This is a genomic window from Rhodococcus sp. A14 (assembly GCF_011603105.1).
GTDB lineage: Bacteria > Actinomycetota > Actinomycetes > Mycobacteriales > Mycobacteriaceae > Rhodococcus_F > Rhodococcus_F opacus.
This window is the reverse complement of sequence record NZ_JAAOQS010000170.1, coordinates 1-13,723: the sequence shown is the minus strand read 5'-3', so window position 1 is coordinate 13,723 and position 13,723 is coordinate 1. Positions and strand designations below refer to the sequence as shown.

Here is a 13,723-nt window from a genome sequence, read left to right as displayed (position 1 = left end):
CACCTCACCGACAAACGCATCCAACTGTTCCCCGACCCGGTCGAGAGCGGCTGTATCCATGCCCGCATGCTCTCGAGAAGGCCACGAAAACTCGAGCCGACACGCCGAGCTAACAAAGTACTACTAGGAGATCCGATCCGGCAAGCCAGACGCATGTGAGGATGCGTTCATGGGTACTGAGGACCACGACGAGCCTGCAGGTGACAGTCGACCGACGGCTGATGATGGGCCGTTCACGTTGACGGTCGACGGTGAGGTTTTCACTGTGAGACTCCGCCCAGGCGAACCAGGCGCCTGCGACTATGACTGGGTATCCGGACCGAACAAGGGGTACGGTTTCTCCAGCTTTCAACGCGTAGCCTCTTCGAGCATTCAGGATCGAGCGAACACTCCCTCTACGCTGCAGCCGAACACAATTGACGAGCATCGCGAGTCGATCCGCGATTTCCTCGGTCAGATCAATCCCGAGACCGGCTACATCGGCGACTGAGACTCCGCCGCGAGGCACAGAGGTCCTTGGAATGAGGCGGTCGCCGTAGTTCGTGAAGACGACCCAGGACGTCCCGTTCGACGGAATGCTCGTTCAGTCCGCATGTACAGATGCGCCGGAACTTTCTTAGGTCCAGTCGCGGCACCAGTGGGGGATCGTATTGGCGCAGCTTGACGTAATACGACGCTTCTGTCACAACGAATTCGGACAGGATCTGCTCATCCGCTCCGCCACAGGGCTGCCACGTCTGTGCGAACTTCAGCATCGTCTTTTCATCGGCAGCATTCACGCCATCGTCGTGCGTGTCGCGCCGGTGTTCGGTTTGTGCCGCGGGCATTACACGGTGTTGACTCCGACGCGTCCGCCGTCGACGTCGAGGACTGTCCCGTGTACGAAGCGGGCGTCGTCGGAGGCGAGGTAGAGCACGGCGTCGGCGATGTCTTCGGCGGTGCCGGGCCGGCCGGCGGGTGTGGAGTGCATCAGGGTGTCGGCCGGGGAGTCGGCGTCGGGTCCGGCGGGGCGGATGACGCCGGGGGAGACGGCGTTGACGCGCAGGCCCCGTGGGCCGAATTCGGCGGCCCAGGATCGGGTCAGGCTCTCGATCGCGGCCTTGGACGAGGCGTAGACGGGGCCGTGTGGGATTCCGAGGCGGGCCACCCACGAGCCGAGGTTGATTACGACGCCGCCACCGCTCTCGGTCATGTGTGGGGCCAGGGCTTGCACCAGGAAGATGGGTGCCTTGACGTTCACGGCGTAGATGCGGTCCACGATGTCGTCGTCGACGGTCATCGTGCCGGAGGCCGGGAAGATGCCCGCGTTGTTGACCAGGATGTCGAGGTGCCCGCCGGTCAGGCGCAGCACCTGCTCGGCGAGGGCGTGGCTGGTGGCGGAGGTGCCGTCGAGGTCGGCGGCGAGGAAGTCCGCGCGGCCTCCCGTCGCCTGGATCGCGGCGATGGTCTCGTCCCCGCGTGCCGCGTCGCGACCGGAGACGATCACGTGGGCGCCCTCGGCGGCGAAGGCGACGGCGATTGCGCGCCCGATGTTGGAGGTCGATCCGGTGACGAGGGCGGTGCGGCCCTGCAGTCGGTTGCCGGTGAAGTGATTGGTCATGTCCCGACCGTAGGACCTATTTTTTGGACCCACAAGTCCAGAAAGTGGGGTGTGATCGCTGCCAATGGAGTAGTGGAGGGTTGGCCGGTCCAGAATTGCGTTACCGTCGGCATATGCCGATCACTGCGAAGGGGCTCGCGACCAGACAGCGCATCGTCGAGGGTGCCGCGACTCATCTTCGGGGTGGTGAGCCCGGTCAGGTCACGCTCGACGACATCCGCGCGATCACCGGAACCAGCAAGGGACAGCTGTTCCACTACTTTCCGGGCGGTAAGGACGAACTGCTGCTCGCCGTCGCCGTCTACGAGGCGGGCCGGGTTCTCGACGATCAGCAACCGCACCTCGGCGCGCTGACGTCGTGGGCGGCGTGGCTGAGGTGGCGGGATGCGTTGGTCACCCGCTACCGCGCTCAGGGAGCGCACTGTCCGCTCGGGTCGCTGCTGGCCCAGGCGGGCGGAACGCCGGGGGCCTACGAAGTGGTCCGAACACTGCTGGCACAGTGGCGGACCCACGTCGTGGCCGGGATCGAGGCGATGCAGGCGGCAGGGCAGATCCGGGCGGAACTGGATGCGCCGCGCACCGCGTCCGCGTTCATCGCGGGAATTCAGGGTGGGGTGCAGGTCCTGCGGTCGACGGGCAGTGTCGAGGATCTCGAAGCCGTCCTCGACACTCTGATCGACTACCTTCGGGGCCCGGGATCGCCCGGCGCTACCTGCTGATCGGCTGGGTTTGCTCAACTGCTGGGCCGCGTGTCCCCTGTGCCGAGCGGGACAGTTTGTGAGTAGGTTGGGCTATTTCTGAATATTATTGCTTTTCAGTGACTTTGGGTGTTCGTGCCTACCGTGGACCGGTGAGTTGGAAGCGGATGCGGTTCGAGGTGATCTTGGCCGGTGAGGGACGCTACCGTCGCCCGGCGGGCAGCATCGGCGGCGGATGATCATCGAGCTGCGGGACGTCACTGAAGACTGAGGGGGTCGAGATCGGACTGTTCACCGACGACAAGGACCGCCCGAGCTGGTCGTGCACCCGGACATCGTGCTCGGGCGTGCAACCTTCCGGGCGGTCGACGACGAGCCCGAACCAGAGGAGACGCCGAAGCAACGCGCCCGCCGGGAGCTGAAGAAACGGATGACCGCCGAGCGGCTGTCGAGACAGAAAACCGGAGGCACCAACCCAGAGAAGGGGTGCACGCCTCCGGCTCATCCTGTGCATCCGCAGTGTCGCCGACTCCAGCCCACTCTTGCCCGCGCACTTGACAGTCTGCTTGTTCGAGCGTCCCCGGCACTGCGATCAGAGTTTCGGGGGACGTGTCATCACCCCTGGTGAAAACCACACTCCGTAGTGGTCGGAGCTGCGGTCAGGAACGGGCGCACCTCGAGCCATTCGTGGATCTGTTTCCCACCCGCCCCTGGGGCCGCGGACAGTTCGCCGGCCAGTTGGAGCGCTCGCTCGTGGGTCTCGACGTCGATCACCATCCAGCCGGCGATCAGGTCCTTGGTCTCCGCGAACGGGCCGTCGGTGACCGGCGGTCGCCCCTCACCGTCGTAGCGGACGAACGTGCCCTCCGCGGAGAGCGCCTGACTGTCGACGAACTCGCCGGTGCCCTCGAGCCGGGCGGCGAAGTCGTTCATGTACTGCACGTGGGCCGAGATTTCCTCCGGCGTCCATTGGTCCATGGGCACGTCGTTGATCGATGCGGGCGCGCCACGGTAGTGCTTGAGCAGTAGGTACTTGGCCATCATGTTCTCCTTGGTGCGGTGCGGCCCATTGTGGCCGTTTCACTTCGGGGACGAAGCCGCGCGCGGGTTCTCGACATCCCACGGCGACCTTTCCTGACCATCTTCTCTGTCGGGCCACAATCCGGCTAGGGGTGGGCGTCTCGTCCAGTCCGGTGATGATGGCCTCTAGTCTCGGGTCGGGTTGGCGTGATGCTTGACCCACCGTGCCTGTCGGTGGTCCCAGTAGCGGGTGCGATCGTGGGGGTGGGCGCGACCATTGGACGGTGAAGCGGGCGTAGCTGTTCCCGTCGTGGTTTTACTGTGTGATCCTGCGTCGGCGTCGAGAGAACCACCGGCAGTCGGATGCCCGATGGAAGGGCTACGGTGGGGCCGCCTGTGGGCCCGTAGAACCACGTCGTGGGTGCGGTGTGCTCCCGCGCCGCCACTGATCGAACGCTCCCGCACCTCGTTGACGTCGATGTGCCAGCTGTCATCGAGTAGCGCCGCCACATCACCGGGTGTGACCCAATCATCGGGATCGAAGCCGTGCTCGCGCGCCGCATCCGCGTCGCGGACGTCGTGGTGCACAACCAGCAAGATGCCGCCCGGTGCGACGGCGGAGACCAGCGCGCGTTCGGCGGCACGGTCGGGGGTACTGCGCAAGGCGGGGTACTGGGCGGAGACCAGGTCGAAACCACCCGCGGGCAAGTCGGCATCGAGCAGTCCGCTCAGCACCCAGGTGATGTCTTTGGTCTCGCTGTCGGCGTGGGCCTTTGCTCGGTCGAGGGCGACCTGGGAGACGTCCAGCGCGGTGACGGCCCATCCCTGGCGGGCGAGCCAGAGCGCGTCGGCGCCTTCACCGCAGCCGACGTCCAGGGCGCCTCCCGGCCGTGCGCCTGTCATCTCGTCAACTAGTGCGCCGTTGGGTTCTCCGCTCCACACACGATCCCGCTCGGTGTAGCGTGCATCCCACTCGTCCGCCTCACGTGATGTCGTCTTGACCTCGGTGACCTCGCCCGCTTCTTCCATACCCACACAGTGCAATAACACCGACGGTTTCGGCGAGAGTTCTTGCCGGACCGGCAAGAATTGGTCTGGATTGGGTTCTACTGCGATCCTGACACGCACAGTGTCATGCGGGTTGGGGCCTGCTCCATGTCGAGATAGTCGTCGATGAGAAGTGCCAGACATTCCGGCGGACCCGCGACAAGCGGCGAACGCCACGTACACGGACACGGGACTTCCTCGAAACTCGAGGAACAGTCCGGACAGTCCCACTAGAAGGCGGCCGCCCCGTTCACCGCCCTCGAGGCTCACGAGATGATCGACGAGACCATCGCCTCTCACACGCTCGACGGCTACCGGCACCTCCCGATCGTCGCCCGGGAAGCGCTGGCCCGCTTCCTCGTCCGGGTCGGCGACATCGTCGCCGCCTCACCCCGAGATCAGCGAACTCGACTCGACCTCAACCCCGTGATCGCATCGGACACCGGCATCGTGCTCGTGGACGTGCGAATCATCCTGTCCAAGAACCACCCTGGAGACCACACAAAGCTTCGTCAAGGACGGACATTCCCGGCGACGGAGGGGCGTGGCTGCTGCCGCGGGCCGTCGGACTGGCCCGGGCCAGCGAGATGGCGTTCACCGGGGAGGCGATCGACGCCGCAACCGCCCGGAACTGGGCGCCACCCGGCGGCTCGACACAGCGGGCTACGGACGCTTGCCGTACCCGAGCGCCTCGACGATCTTCCCGTCCCGGACGCGCATGAGATTCACGCCCGATAGTTCTCGGTGCCGGTGATCCTCCAGCGGATGACGGCTCGGTCGCCGTCGATGTCGACGTGCTCGACCGTGAACCCGATGGCGGGGTCGGAGGCCAATCCCTGCCAGCCCGCGAGGCATTCGTCGTAACCCGTCCATCGGTTGCCGTCGGGCTCCGGGCCGGTGCCCTCCATCACGCAGTCGGGGGCGATGAGGTCGACGAGCTTGTCGGGTGCCCGTTCGAGGAACGCGGCGTTGTAGTGATCGATGACTGCTGCTGTGTCGGTCATGGCCGTATCGTCTGCCGCGGAGTCATTGCTAGCAACTCCCTGGAAGGAATGGCATCGACCCCCGGGGTGCGCGAAGATTGATCGGTGATGACGCGGTTCCCGAGTGAGTTCCGGCGCTGGCGCACGGCCCGCCGGATGAGCCAGCTGGATCTCGCGCTTCGGGCGGGCACCACCCAGCGGCACGTGAGCTTCATCGAACAGGGCCGCTCCCGCCCGGGTCGGGGCATGGTGTTGCGCCTGGCGGAGTCGATGGAGCTCACGCTACGGGAGCGCAACGAGCTGCTCCTCGCTGCCGGCTTCGCCCCGGCGTTCCCGGAGTCGCCGCTCGACGACGAGGCGCTGCGCCCAGTTCACCAGGCGCTGGAGACGATTCTCGACGGGCATCTCCCGTACCCGGCGATGGTAGTGCGGCCGCACGGCATCCTCGTCACCGCCAACCGGGCGTTCGAGGTATTCCGCGAAGGCGTCGACCCCGCGTTGCTCGCACCACCGGTCAACGTGTTCCGCCTGGCCCTGCACCCCGATGGGAACGCGCCCCGGGTGCGCAACCTGCCGGAGTGGGGCCGGCACATCACCGAGCACCTGCGGGCTCAGCTGGCGCAGAGCCCCGACCCGGCGTTGGAGGCGCTTCTCGCCGAGCTCGAGTCCTACCTTCCGCCGCTGCCCGAGGAGGCCGACGTGCTCGGCTTCGCGGTGCCGCTGGAGCTGGGCTCGGCCGATGGCGACCTCCGGCTCATCACAACGCTCACGTCGTTCGCGACCGCCTCCGACGTGACGCTCGCCGAGCTGCACCTCGAGGCGTTCCTGCCTGCTGACCACGGCACCGCCGAGGTGCTGCGCCGCCGATGGGGGTGACGATCGGCGATGCCCGGGCGATGGCCGCCACGTTGCCTCGTTCCTATGAGGCGCTCGTACGCGACGAGGTGAGGTTCCGGGTCGGACGCCTGGTCTACGCGGCGTTCTACCAGGACGACACGGTCATGGGTTTCGGCTTCCCCAGGGAAGAGCGGGCGGCGCTGGTGGCCTCGGAGCCCGAGAAGTTCCTCATGCCCCGCCCCTCCGACATGCGGTACCGGTGGGTCTGCGTACGGCTCGATGCCCTCGACGTCGAGGAGCTGCGCGAGCTGCTCGTCGACGCGTGGCGGATGTGCGTGCCGAAGAAGGTGGCTGCCGCCTACGAGGGTTGACCGATGCCCTGCTCCGCATGACATGGCCGACGTCGGGGTCGTCCCGAATGAGAGATTGCCGTTCTCCCATGTGCGCGGGCGAAGTTGTACTGGGTGCGCTGGGCGGGCCTCGTCAACGTAACTGCGCCGTGAGTCGGGATGATCGTCGGATGGTTGTGGGGGACGGGACGCGGGTGGATGCGACGCGCTGCACAAACTCGGCACCATCGCTCTCGCGCTGGCCTTTTCCGAGGGCGGGCGCGGCATTCCCCCAACCGCATCTCGTACGACCGCCTGGTTGCGGATGAACGCCAGTCCCCACACGGCGGTCGTCACCCGAAGTTCCGCAACGATGCGGTGTGTTCAGTCGTTGGTGGGTCTGGTCCCGAGGTGCTGTGGGCCTATTGGGGGTGGTGGGGTAGCGCTTGATCGGGAGCGGGAGTGAGGTGTGTGGTCGCCCAGGTTGCGAGCAGGGTCATGGCGTCGGCCGACGGGCTTCCGGGTTCGGGGCTGTAGATGGTGAGGACCAGGCCGGGGTCGGCAGGTAGTGGCATTGTTTCGTAGCCGACTTCGATGTCGCCGACGACGGGGTGGTGGAAGGTCTTGGTGCCGGTGTAGTGCAGGCGCACATTGCGTTTGGCCCACCGGGTCCGGAATTCGTCGCTGCGGGTGGACAGTTCGCCGACCAGGTCGGAGATGCCGCGGTCATAGGGGTCGCGGCCGGCGTCGGTGCGCAGGAGGTTGACCGCGCTGTCGGCCATCTGGTCCCAGTCGGGGTAGAACTCGTGGGCGCGGGGGTCGAGGAAGCAGAACCGGACGAAGTTGACCGGCTTGCTGGGGTCGGGGTGCAGCGGATCGGGGTAGAGCGGGCCGTAGAACGCGTAGGCCAGTTGGTTGCCGCATACGAAATCGTGCCGGGCGTTACGCACGAACGCCGGCACCGTCATGGCGTCGCACAGGCGCTGCACCATCGGCCGAATGGTTTTGGTGCGGCGGGGCCTGCTTCGCTGCGGGCCGGTGGTGACGGCACGGTGCAGGTCGACCAGGTGGGAGCGTTCCGCTTCGTCGAGTTCGAGCGCGCGGGCGATGGCGTCGAGCACGGCTTCGGAGACACCGGTGACTTTGCCGCGTTCGATCTGGGTGTAGTAGTCGACCGAGAGCCCGGCGAGCGTGGCGACTTCTTGGCGGCGGAGACCGGGGACGCGGCGTTTGGCGGCGTCATAGACCGGAAGCCCGACCTGGTCGGGGGTGATCTTGGCCCGCCGTGACGCCAGGAACTGGCCGATCTCGGCCGCTCGGTTGGTGGACTCCATAGAAGTGAGGGTACGACCCGGCCGTCGGCGGCTGCCAGGTTCTGCGAGGGGGGTGCTGCCGACACCCCTGTCATCGTCGCCTCCCACGGGGGCTCTTTGCGGCGTTGCATGAGTGTCGGACATCGAGGCACCCGAATCGCCTCGATGGACAGCGATCCCGAAACGAAGAGGTGATGATGAAGCAGCGAGACCGGACGACGCCGACCCCTCGGCTGCCCGGACTGGTGTACGTGATCGGTGCGGGCATCTTCCTGATGGGCACCACCGAGTTCATGATCGCAGGCTTGCTGCCCGAGGCCGCCGCTGATCTCGGTGTGGATGTCGCGCAAGCCGGGTTGCTGGTCACCGCCTTCGCGGTCGGCATGATCGTCGGACCGCCGGTGATGGCGCTGGCCACCCTACGGCTGCCCGCGCGGGCCACCCTGGTATGCGCGCTGGCCGTGTTCGCCGCTGGGCACGTCGTCGCCGCGGTGAGCGACTCGTTCACAGTAGTGACCGCCTCACGGGTGGTGACCGCGCTGGCCACCGGCACGTTCTGGGCGATCGGTGCGGTCGTCGCCACCACGGTCGCCGGACCCGGGGCGAGCGCGCGAGCACTGGCGGTGATGTCGGGCGGACTGAGCTTGGCCGTGGTTGCCGGGGTGCCGTTGGGCACTTTCACCGGCCAGGCCACCGGGTGGCGCGGCCCGTTCTGGATGCTGGCCGGATTGTCGCTGCTCGCGATCGGAGCTGTGCTGCGATTCGTGCCGGCCGCTGTCGGCGGCCACCGGGCAGAGGTCTCGGTTCGCGCCGAACTTTCGGTGATTCGGCCGTGGCGGGTGTGGGTTGCGTTGGGTGCGATCGTGCTCGCCCAGGCTGGGTTCCTCGGCGCCTACAGTTTCATCAGCCCCCTGCTCACGGACCGCGCCGGCATTCCAGCACCGATGGTGCCCCTGGTGTTGGTCGGGTTCGGAATCGGTGCACTCGCCGGCACCGCGCTCGGCGGTCGTGTCGGGGACCGGTACCCACTGGTCACGATCGCCGTAGCGGTCTCGCTCACCGCGACGGCGCTGCTGGTCCTCGCCGCCGCAGCCGATCACTCGGCGATCGTGGTCATGCTGGTCGTCCTTCTGGGTGCGTGCGGTCTCGGGGCCAATCCCGTGCTGATCGCGCAGACGTTGCGCTTCGCCGGAGACGGGTCGGCGCTGGCGTCGTCGCTGGCGACCGCCGGATTCAATCTCGGTACCGCCGCCGGATCGGCCATGGCCGGGGTAACCCTGTCGACGTCGCTGGGGCTGGTCGGCCCGGCCGTGCTCGGAGCGGTCCTGACCGGATCCGCGCTCGCGCCGATCGCCCTGCTTGCGACCACCACACGACGAACCATCCACGACATGAGAAGCCGCCGCCACGATGATCAGAGAGGCGACTTCACCGCAGTGCGCTGACCCGCACCGCCTACCCCTCCGGAGGACGGATCGCACTGTGACACAACCACGTACTCGAGCGCTGGCCACCCAGTCAGCTTCGCTAGCCCACATTGCCGTGGAGGGATTCTGCACCGTCACGTCCCTCACCTTGTTCCTCCGCCTCGACGCGCACGCTGTCCTGGTTACCGATACCCGACTCGAATCGACCATCAGCGCGTACGGGTTGGGAGTCGGTCGGTGGATCTTTGCCCTCGCCGTACTCCTTCTCGCAGCCGGATCGGCCGCACTGCTCATTGCGCTGGTCGGCCACATTGCTAGACGATGAGAACCGCAGTCCGCAAGGGCGATACATCCGCGCCGACGCAGTCATTTTCTCGGTCGTTCTCGTGATCCTCGCTGTCACCACCTACATGGACTCGCTGTGCGGATGACCGCGCCGGGTCGGTACCGCCGGACCGCTCAGCTCGGCCGGTACGGCATCCGTGTGGAGAACTCGAGACGCCGCCACCGTGAGACGCCCTATCGGCGCGGGTGATCGGCGCTCCGCGTCAGCGAGAACGAGACCACGACGACGCTCGCATCTTCCGGCGACGCCATGGTGGACGGCAAGGATGGCCCAGAGAACACCGCGATGATGCGGTCGCGGAGACGGACTGCTGCGAGGGACGTGAGAGGGGTGCCGGCAGCACCCCCCCTGATCAGCGCCTCCCACATTCGTGCTCTGCGGTGTTGTATGGGTGCCGGACACCGGGGCTCGACGGCGACGGCCGTTGATCAGACAGGACAGTGAATTTCCCGTCAGCGAAGGGATCCACGAGCACTCTCACGTCGGTTGTCTGCCGCACCGTACGACGAGAGGTCGAGTGCGTGCGACACCGGGCAACTCTGATCCACCTGAACCTCATCACCGAGCTGCGGTAATGCGCCTGCAGCCATACGCGTTTCGTCGCATACGACAAGGAGCATCAACGATGAACACAGACCCTGACACCGCTGGGCGGACGAGAGCGACAGCTTCTGCGGGACGGGACCTCAAACGCCGTGGCCTGCTGAAGATGGCTGTTGCGGGTGCCGCCGTACTCGGCGTACTCGCCGCAACAGGCTGCACGCCGTCCCCGACCACCAGGTCCTCCTCGTCCGCGGCCTCGGCGACCCAGGCGACACTGAACCTGGCCCCGGGGGACACCTCCGACGGCGCGGACAACTTCTACACCAGCGACCAGGTCAGCGCCCAGAAAGTGACGTTCAAAAACCAATACCAGATGAATGTCTCGGGCAACCTGTTCGTGCCCAAGAACTTGGACCGCAATGCGACGAATCCTGCGATGGTCGTCGGACATCCCATGGGTGCGGTCAAGGAACAAAGCGCAAACCTCTATGCCACGAAGATGGCCGAGCAGGGATTCGTCACCCTGTCCCTGGACCTGTCGTTTTGGGGCGAGAGTGAAGGTCAGCCCCGCAACGCCGTCTCACCGGACATCTACGCCGAGGACTTCAGCGCCGCAGTTGATTACCTGCGCACCCAGACCTACGTCGACAAGGAAGCGATCGGCGCGATCGGGATCTGCGGGAGCGGCAGCTTCGTCATCAGTGCAGCCAAGATCGACCCGCGTATCAAAGCCATCGCGACAGTCAGCATGTATGACATGGGCGCCGCCAACCGGAACGGGCTCAGACACTCCGTCACCGTCGAGCAGCGGAAGGACATCCTCGCGCAGGCAGCGCAACAGCGCGACGTGGAGTTCGCGGGTGGCCAAACCGAATACACCAGCGGAACACCTGAAGAGCTCAACGATCAGTCAACCGCGATCGACCGCGAATTCTACGACTTCTACCGCACCTCCCGTGGGCACAGTCCGGCCACCACAACGCATCCCACGCTGACCGGCAACGTGAAGTTCATGAACTTCTACCCATTCGCGGACATCGAGACGATTTCTCCTCGTCCGATGCTCTTCATCGCGGGCGAGCAGGCTCATTCCCGGGAGTTCAGCGAAGAGGGCTACCAGCTTGCCGGTGAGCCCAAGGAACTGGTGATCGTTCCCGGCGCCGGTCACGTGGATCTCTATGACCGCGTCAATCTCATCCCCTTCGACAAGTTGACCATGTTCTTCCAGGACAACCTCGGTAACCCACACACCGATGAGGGAGAACGCTAGGCGCACCTGGGTGCTCACCCAACACCGGCACCATCAGCAGACCAACGTGGAAAGGATCCACTCATGCGTGGAGTTGTGATGCGCGCCCCGGCGACGTTCGTGTCGACGAGCGTGACGACCCGACCATCCTCGAACCGACCGACGCGATCATCCGCGTCACCGCCGCCTGCATCTGCGGTTCCGACCTGTGGCCCTACCGCTGCATCGAGAAGCCGGAGTGGCCGCAACCGATGGGCCACGAGTCCGTCGGCATCGTCGAGCAGATCGGCGACGAGGTTAGGAGCGTAAAAGTCGGCGACTTCGTCGTCGGGTCGACCTTCGCCTCCGACAACACCGGTCAGATCTGCCGATCCGGCTACCAGAGCCGCTGCGTGCACGCCGTCCCGAGGGGATCGATCGGCACCCAGGCGGAGTACGTGCGTGTCCCGCTGGCCGATGGCACCCTCGTGGCCACCCGGACACAGCCGACCCCGGAGCAGATCCCCCATCTGCTGGCCGCTTCCGACGTCCTCGGCACCGGGTGGTTCGCCGCCATCGCCGCCGAGGCCGGCCCGGGGAAGACCGTCACAGTCGTGACGGCGCGGTGGGACTGCTCGCCGTTCTCGCCGCCAAACACCTCGGCGCGCAACGCATTATCGCAAGGAGCAGACACCCCGACCGTCAAGCCCTGGCCCGAAAGTTCGGTGCCACCGACATCGTCACCGAGCGCGGCGACGACGGCGTCGCGAAGATCAAAGAGCTCACCGAGGGCCTCGGCGCCCACTCGGTCATCGAACCCGTCGGCACCCAGGAATCGATGATGCAAGCCATCCGATCGACCCGCCCCGGCTGTTACGTCGGCTACGTAGGCGTCCCCCACGAAGTCGAACTCCCCGACCTGGAGCTGTTCTTCTCCGGTGTGCACCTGCACGGTGGCCCCGGACCGGTACGCCGGTTCCTCCCCGAACTGATCGAGCTCATCATCAACGGTCAGATCGACCCGGGTGAGGTCTTCGACCTGACCTTGCCTCTCGAACAGGCCGCCGAAGGCTACCGCGCGACCAAAGTGCTGCTCACCCTCTGATCCACAAGCGCAGGTGCGGCTCCTTCACCCCGAAGGAGTCGCACATCGGACGGTCTACTCACTCCGTGGGCGTTCCGCGCACTGGTCCCGACGGCATGACCAGTTCAGATACAACCGTGGATGCACCTCTCGATAGCGCGCTTTGAGGATATCGCTGACGGTCCCTGTATTCAGACGCTCGCCGGTCTGCGGCGGGCGTTCACGGTGGGGTCAGTTCAGGCTGGCGGTGTCGATGACGAACCGGTATCGGACGTCCGAGGCGAGGACCCGCTCGTACGCCTGGTTGATCCGGTCGGCCGGGATCACCTCGACTTCGGATCCGATGCCGTGGTCGGCGCAGAAGTCGAGCATCTCCTGGGTCAGGGCGATGCCACCGATCATCGATCCGGCGAAGTTACGGCGGCCGCCGATCAGCGACATCACGTTCAGGCTGAGCGGCTCGGCTGGGGCGCCGACGTTGACGAGGGTGCCGTCGATCGCGAGGAGGCCGAGGTAGGCGTTGGGGTCGATGCTGGCGCTGACCGTGTTGATGATGAGGTCGAATCGGCCGGCGAGCTGCTCGAAGGTGTCGGGGTCGGAGGTGGCGTAGTAGGCGTCGGCGCCGAGGCGCAGTCCGTCCTCTTGTTTCTTCAGTGTTTGGGAGAGCACGGTGACCTCGGCGCCGAGGGCGTGGGCGATCTTGACAGCCATGTGCCCGAGGCCGCCGAGGCCGACGATGGCGACCTTCTTGCCGGGACCGGCAGCCCAGCGGCGCAGCGGGGCGTAGGTGGTGATGCCGGCGCACAGAAGGGGAGCTGCGGCGGCCGGGTCCAGGCTCTGCGGGACGGAAAGGACGTAGTCGGCGTCGACGACGACATGGGTGGAGTAGCCGCCCTGGGTGGTGGTGCCGTCGCGGTCGACGCCGGCGTAGGTGGGGACCATGCCGTTGGCGCAGTACTGCTCGTCGCCGCCCTGGCAGTTGGTGCAGTGACCGCAGGAGTTGACCAGGCAGCCGACGCCGACGCGGTCACCGACTTTGTGGCGTGTGACGTCGGTGCCGACCTCGGCGACGATGCCGACGATTTCGTGGCCGGGCACGACCGGGAAGGGTTGCGGGCCCCAGTCGCCGTTGACGGTGTGGATGTCCGAGTGGCAGATGCCGGCGTACTGGATCTCGATGAGGACGTCGTGGGAGCCGACGTCGCGGCGCTCGATGGTGGTGGGGGCCAGTGGCTGGCCGGCGGCGGGGGCGGCGTACGCGTTGACGC

General features: G+C 66.4%; 13 protein-coding genes and 4 pseudogenes. 11 read left to right on the top strand and 6 right to left on the bottom strand.

The window, feature by feature from the left end; genetic code table 11:
• Nucleotides 1–169: 169 nt before the first annotated feature.
• Nucleotides 170–490 carry a hypothetical protein gene (locus tag G9373_RS43005; RefSeq protein WP_043786895.1) on the top strand — a complete coding sequence of 107 codons (321 nt, stop codon included), beginning with the start codon at nucleotides 170–172 and terminating at the stop codon, nucleotides 488–490.
• A gap of 336 nt (nucleotides 491–826) precedes the next feature.
• Here the strand turns inward: G9373_RS43005 and G9373_RS43000 are convergent, their stop codons facing one another.
• A complete protein-coding gene (locus G9373_RS43000) occupies nucleotides 827–1,600 on the bottom strand; it encodes an SDR family oxidoreductase (RefSeq protein WP_005560650.1) in 774 nt (257 codons plus the stop codon).
• Between the two features lie 113 nt (nucleotides 1,601–1,713).
• Between G9373_RS43000 and G9373_RS42995 the strand changes: the two genes are divergently transcribed.
• Complete coding sequence (locus G9373_RS42995; RefSeq protein WP_005560648.1) at nucleotides 1,714–2,319, top strand: TetR/AcrR family transcriptional regulator; 606 nt, start codon at nucleotides 1,714–1,716, stop codon at nucleotides 2,317–2,319.
• A gap of 260 nt (nucleotides 2,320–2,579) precedes the next feature.
• Nucleotides 2,580–2,779, top strand: a pseudogene (locus G9373_RS47340) (hypothetical protein); the annotation flags it as partial.
• Nucleotides 2,780–2,913: 134 nt separating this feature from the next.
• Here the strand turns inward: G9373_RS47340 and G9373_RS42990 are convergent.
• Nucleotides 2,914–3,339, bottom strand: a complete 426-nt coding sequence (locus G9373_RS42990; RefSeq protein ID WP_167120955.1) for a YciI family protein — start codon at nucleotides 3,337–3,339, stop codon at nucleotides 2,914–2,916.
• A 165-nt stretch (nucleotides 3,340–3,504) separates the two neighbouring features.
• The gene (locus G9373_RS42985) at nucleotides 3,505–4,347 is read right to left on the bottom strand and encodes a class I SAM-dependent methyltransferase (protein ID WP_206033782.1); all 843 of its coding nucleotides are present in this window, start codon (nucleotides 4,345–4,347) and stop codon (nucleotides 3,505–3,507) included.
• A 291-nt stretch (nucleotides 4,348–4,638) separates the two neighbouring features.
• Between G9373_RS42985 and G9373_RS42980 the strand changes: the two are divergent.
• Both G9373_RS42980 and G9373_RS42975 read left to right on the top strand, forming a co-directional pair.
• A pseudogene (locus G9373_RS42980) lies at nucleotides 4,639–4,782 on the top strand (hypothetical protein); the annotation flags it as partial.
• 85 nt (nucleotides 4,783–4,867) lie between these two features.
• Nucleotides 4,868–4,991: pseudogene (locus tag G9373_RS42975) on the top strand (enoyl-CoA hydratase); the annotation flags it as partial.
• Between the two features lie 99 nt (nucleotides 4,992–5,090).
• On the opposite strand, the gene G9373_RS42970 reads toward G9373_RS42975, so the two are convergent.
• On the bottom strand, nucleotides 5,091–5,369 hold the full coding sequence (locus G9373_RS42970; protein WP_005567755.1) for a nuclear transport factor 2 family protein: 279 nt from the start codon (nucleotides 5,367–5,369) through the stop codon (nucleotides 5,091–5,093).
• 87 nt (nucleotides 5,370–5,456) lie between these two features.
• Here G9373_RS42970 and G9373_RS42965 point away from each other — a divergent pair, with 87 nt between their 5' ends.
• Entirely contained in the window at nucleotides 5,457–6,224 is a 768-nt protein-coding gene (locus G9373_RS42965) for a helix-turn-helix transcriptional regulator (RefSeq protein WP_120661086.1), read from the top strand.
• Nucleotides 6,215–6,556: an MmcQ/YjbR family DNA-binding protein gene (locus G9373_RS42960; RefSeq protein WP_005567758.1), complete on the top strand. Its 342-nt coding sequence runs from the start codon at nucleotides 6,215–6,217 to the stop codon at nucleotides 6,554–6,556. Before G9373_RS42965 ends, G9373_RS42960 begins: the two co-directional genes overlap by 10 nt.
• A gap of 380 nt (nucleotides 6,557–6,936) precedes the next feature.
• Here G9373_RS42960 and G9373_RS42955 read toward each other — a convergent pair whose 3' ends face one another.
• Nucleotides 6,937–7,848 (bottom strand): helix-turn-helix transcriptional regulator, encoded by a 912-nt coding sequence (locus tag G9373_RS42955; protein ID WP_133983976.1) that lies wholly within the window; start codon nucleotides 7,846–7,848, stop codon nucleotides 6,937–6,939.
• A gap of 173 nt (nucleotides 7,849–8,021) precedes the next feature.
• On the opposite strand from G9373_RS42955, the gene G9373_RS42950 reads away from it, so the two are divergent.
• From G9373_RS42950 to G9373_RS42935, 4 genes and pseudogenes are all read left to right on the top strand, one after another.
• A complete protein-coding gene (locus G9373_RS42950; RefSeq protein ID WP_120661087.1) occupies nucleotides 8,022–9,272 on the top strand; it encodes an MFS transporter in 1,251 nt (416 codons plus the stop codon).
• Nucleotides 9,273–9,309: 37 nt separating this feature from the next.
• Complete coding sequence (locus G9373_RS42945) at nucleotides 9,310–9,579, top strand: hypothetical protein (RefSeq protein ID WP_240961080.1); 270 nt, start codon at nucleotides 9,310–9,312, stop codon at nucleotides 9,577–9,579.
• A 730-nt stretch (nucleotides 9,580–10,309) separates the two neighbouring features.
• On the top strand, nucleotides 10,310–11,413 hold the full coding sequence (locus tag G9373_RS42940; protein WP_167120957.1) for an alpha/beta hydrolase: 1,104 nt from the start codon (nucleotides 10,310–10,312) through the stop codon (nucleotides 11,411–11,413).
• Between the two features lie 63 nt (nucleotides 11,414–11,476).
• A pseudogene (locus G9373_RS42935) lies at nucleotides 11,477–12,476 on the top strand (zinc-binding dehydrogenase).
• A gap of 210 nt (nucleotides 12,477–12,686) precedes the next feature.
• Here the strand turns inward: G9373_RS42935 and G9373_RS42930 are convergent.
• On the bottom strand, nucleotides 12,687–13,723 hold a 1,037-nt coding region (locus tag G9373_RS42930), incomplete at its 5' end, for an NAD(P)-dependent alcohol dehydrogenase (protein WP_167120951.1).

What these genes read in the sequence shown, in the direction of transcription:
- G9373_RS43000 (WP_005560650.1), bottom strand. Translation starts at nt 1,600, where the DNA reads ATGACCAATCACTTCACCGGCAACCGACTGCAGGGCCGCACCGCCCTC.
- G9373_RS42960 (WP_005567758.1), top strand. Translation starts at nt 6,215, where the DNA reads ATGGGGGTGACGATCGGCGATGCCCGGGCGATGGCCGCCACGTTGCCT.
- G9373_RS42995 (WP_005560648.1), top strand. Translation starts at nt 1,714, where the DNA reads ATGCCGATCACTGCGAAGGGGCTCGCGACCAGACAGCGCATCGTCGAG.
- G9373_RS42990 (WP_167120955.1), bottom strand. Translation starts at nt 3,339, where the DNA reads ATGGCCAAGTACCTACTGCTCAAGCACTACCGTGGCGCGCCCGCATCG.
- G9373_RS42970 (WP_005567755.1), bottom strand. Translation starts at nt 5,369, where the DNA reads ATGACCGACACAGCAGCAGTCATCGATCACTACAACGCCGCGTTCCTC.
- G9373_RS42950 (WP_120661087.1), top strand. Translation starts at nt 8,022, where the DNA reads ATGATGAAGCAGCGAGACCGGACGACGCCGACCCCTCGGCTGCCCGGA.
- G9373_RS42955 (WP_133983976.1), bottom strand. Translation starts at nt 7,848, where the DNA reads ATGGAGTCCACCAACCGAGCGGCCGAGATCGGCCAGTTCCTGGCGTCA.
- G9373_RS42985 (WP_206033782.1), bottom strand. Translation starts at nt 4,347, where the DNA reads ATGGAAGAAGCGGGCGAGGTCACCGAGGTCAAGACGACATCACGTGAG.
- G9373_RS42940 (WP_167120957.1), top strand. Translation starts at nt 10,310, where the DNA reads ATGGCTGTTGCGGGTGCCGCCGTACTCGGCGTACTCGCCGCAACAGGC.
- G9373_RS43005 (WP_043786895.1), top strand. Translation starts at nt 170, where the DNA reads ATGGGTACTGAGGACCACGACGAGCCTGCAGGTGACAGTCGACCGACG.
- G9373_RS42965 (WP_120661086.1), top strand. Translation starts at nt 5,457, where the DNA reads ATGACGCGGTTCCCGAGTGAGTTCCGGCGCTGGCGCACGGCCCGCCGG.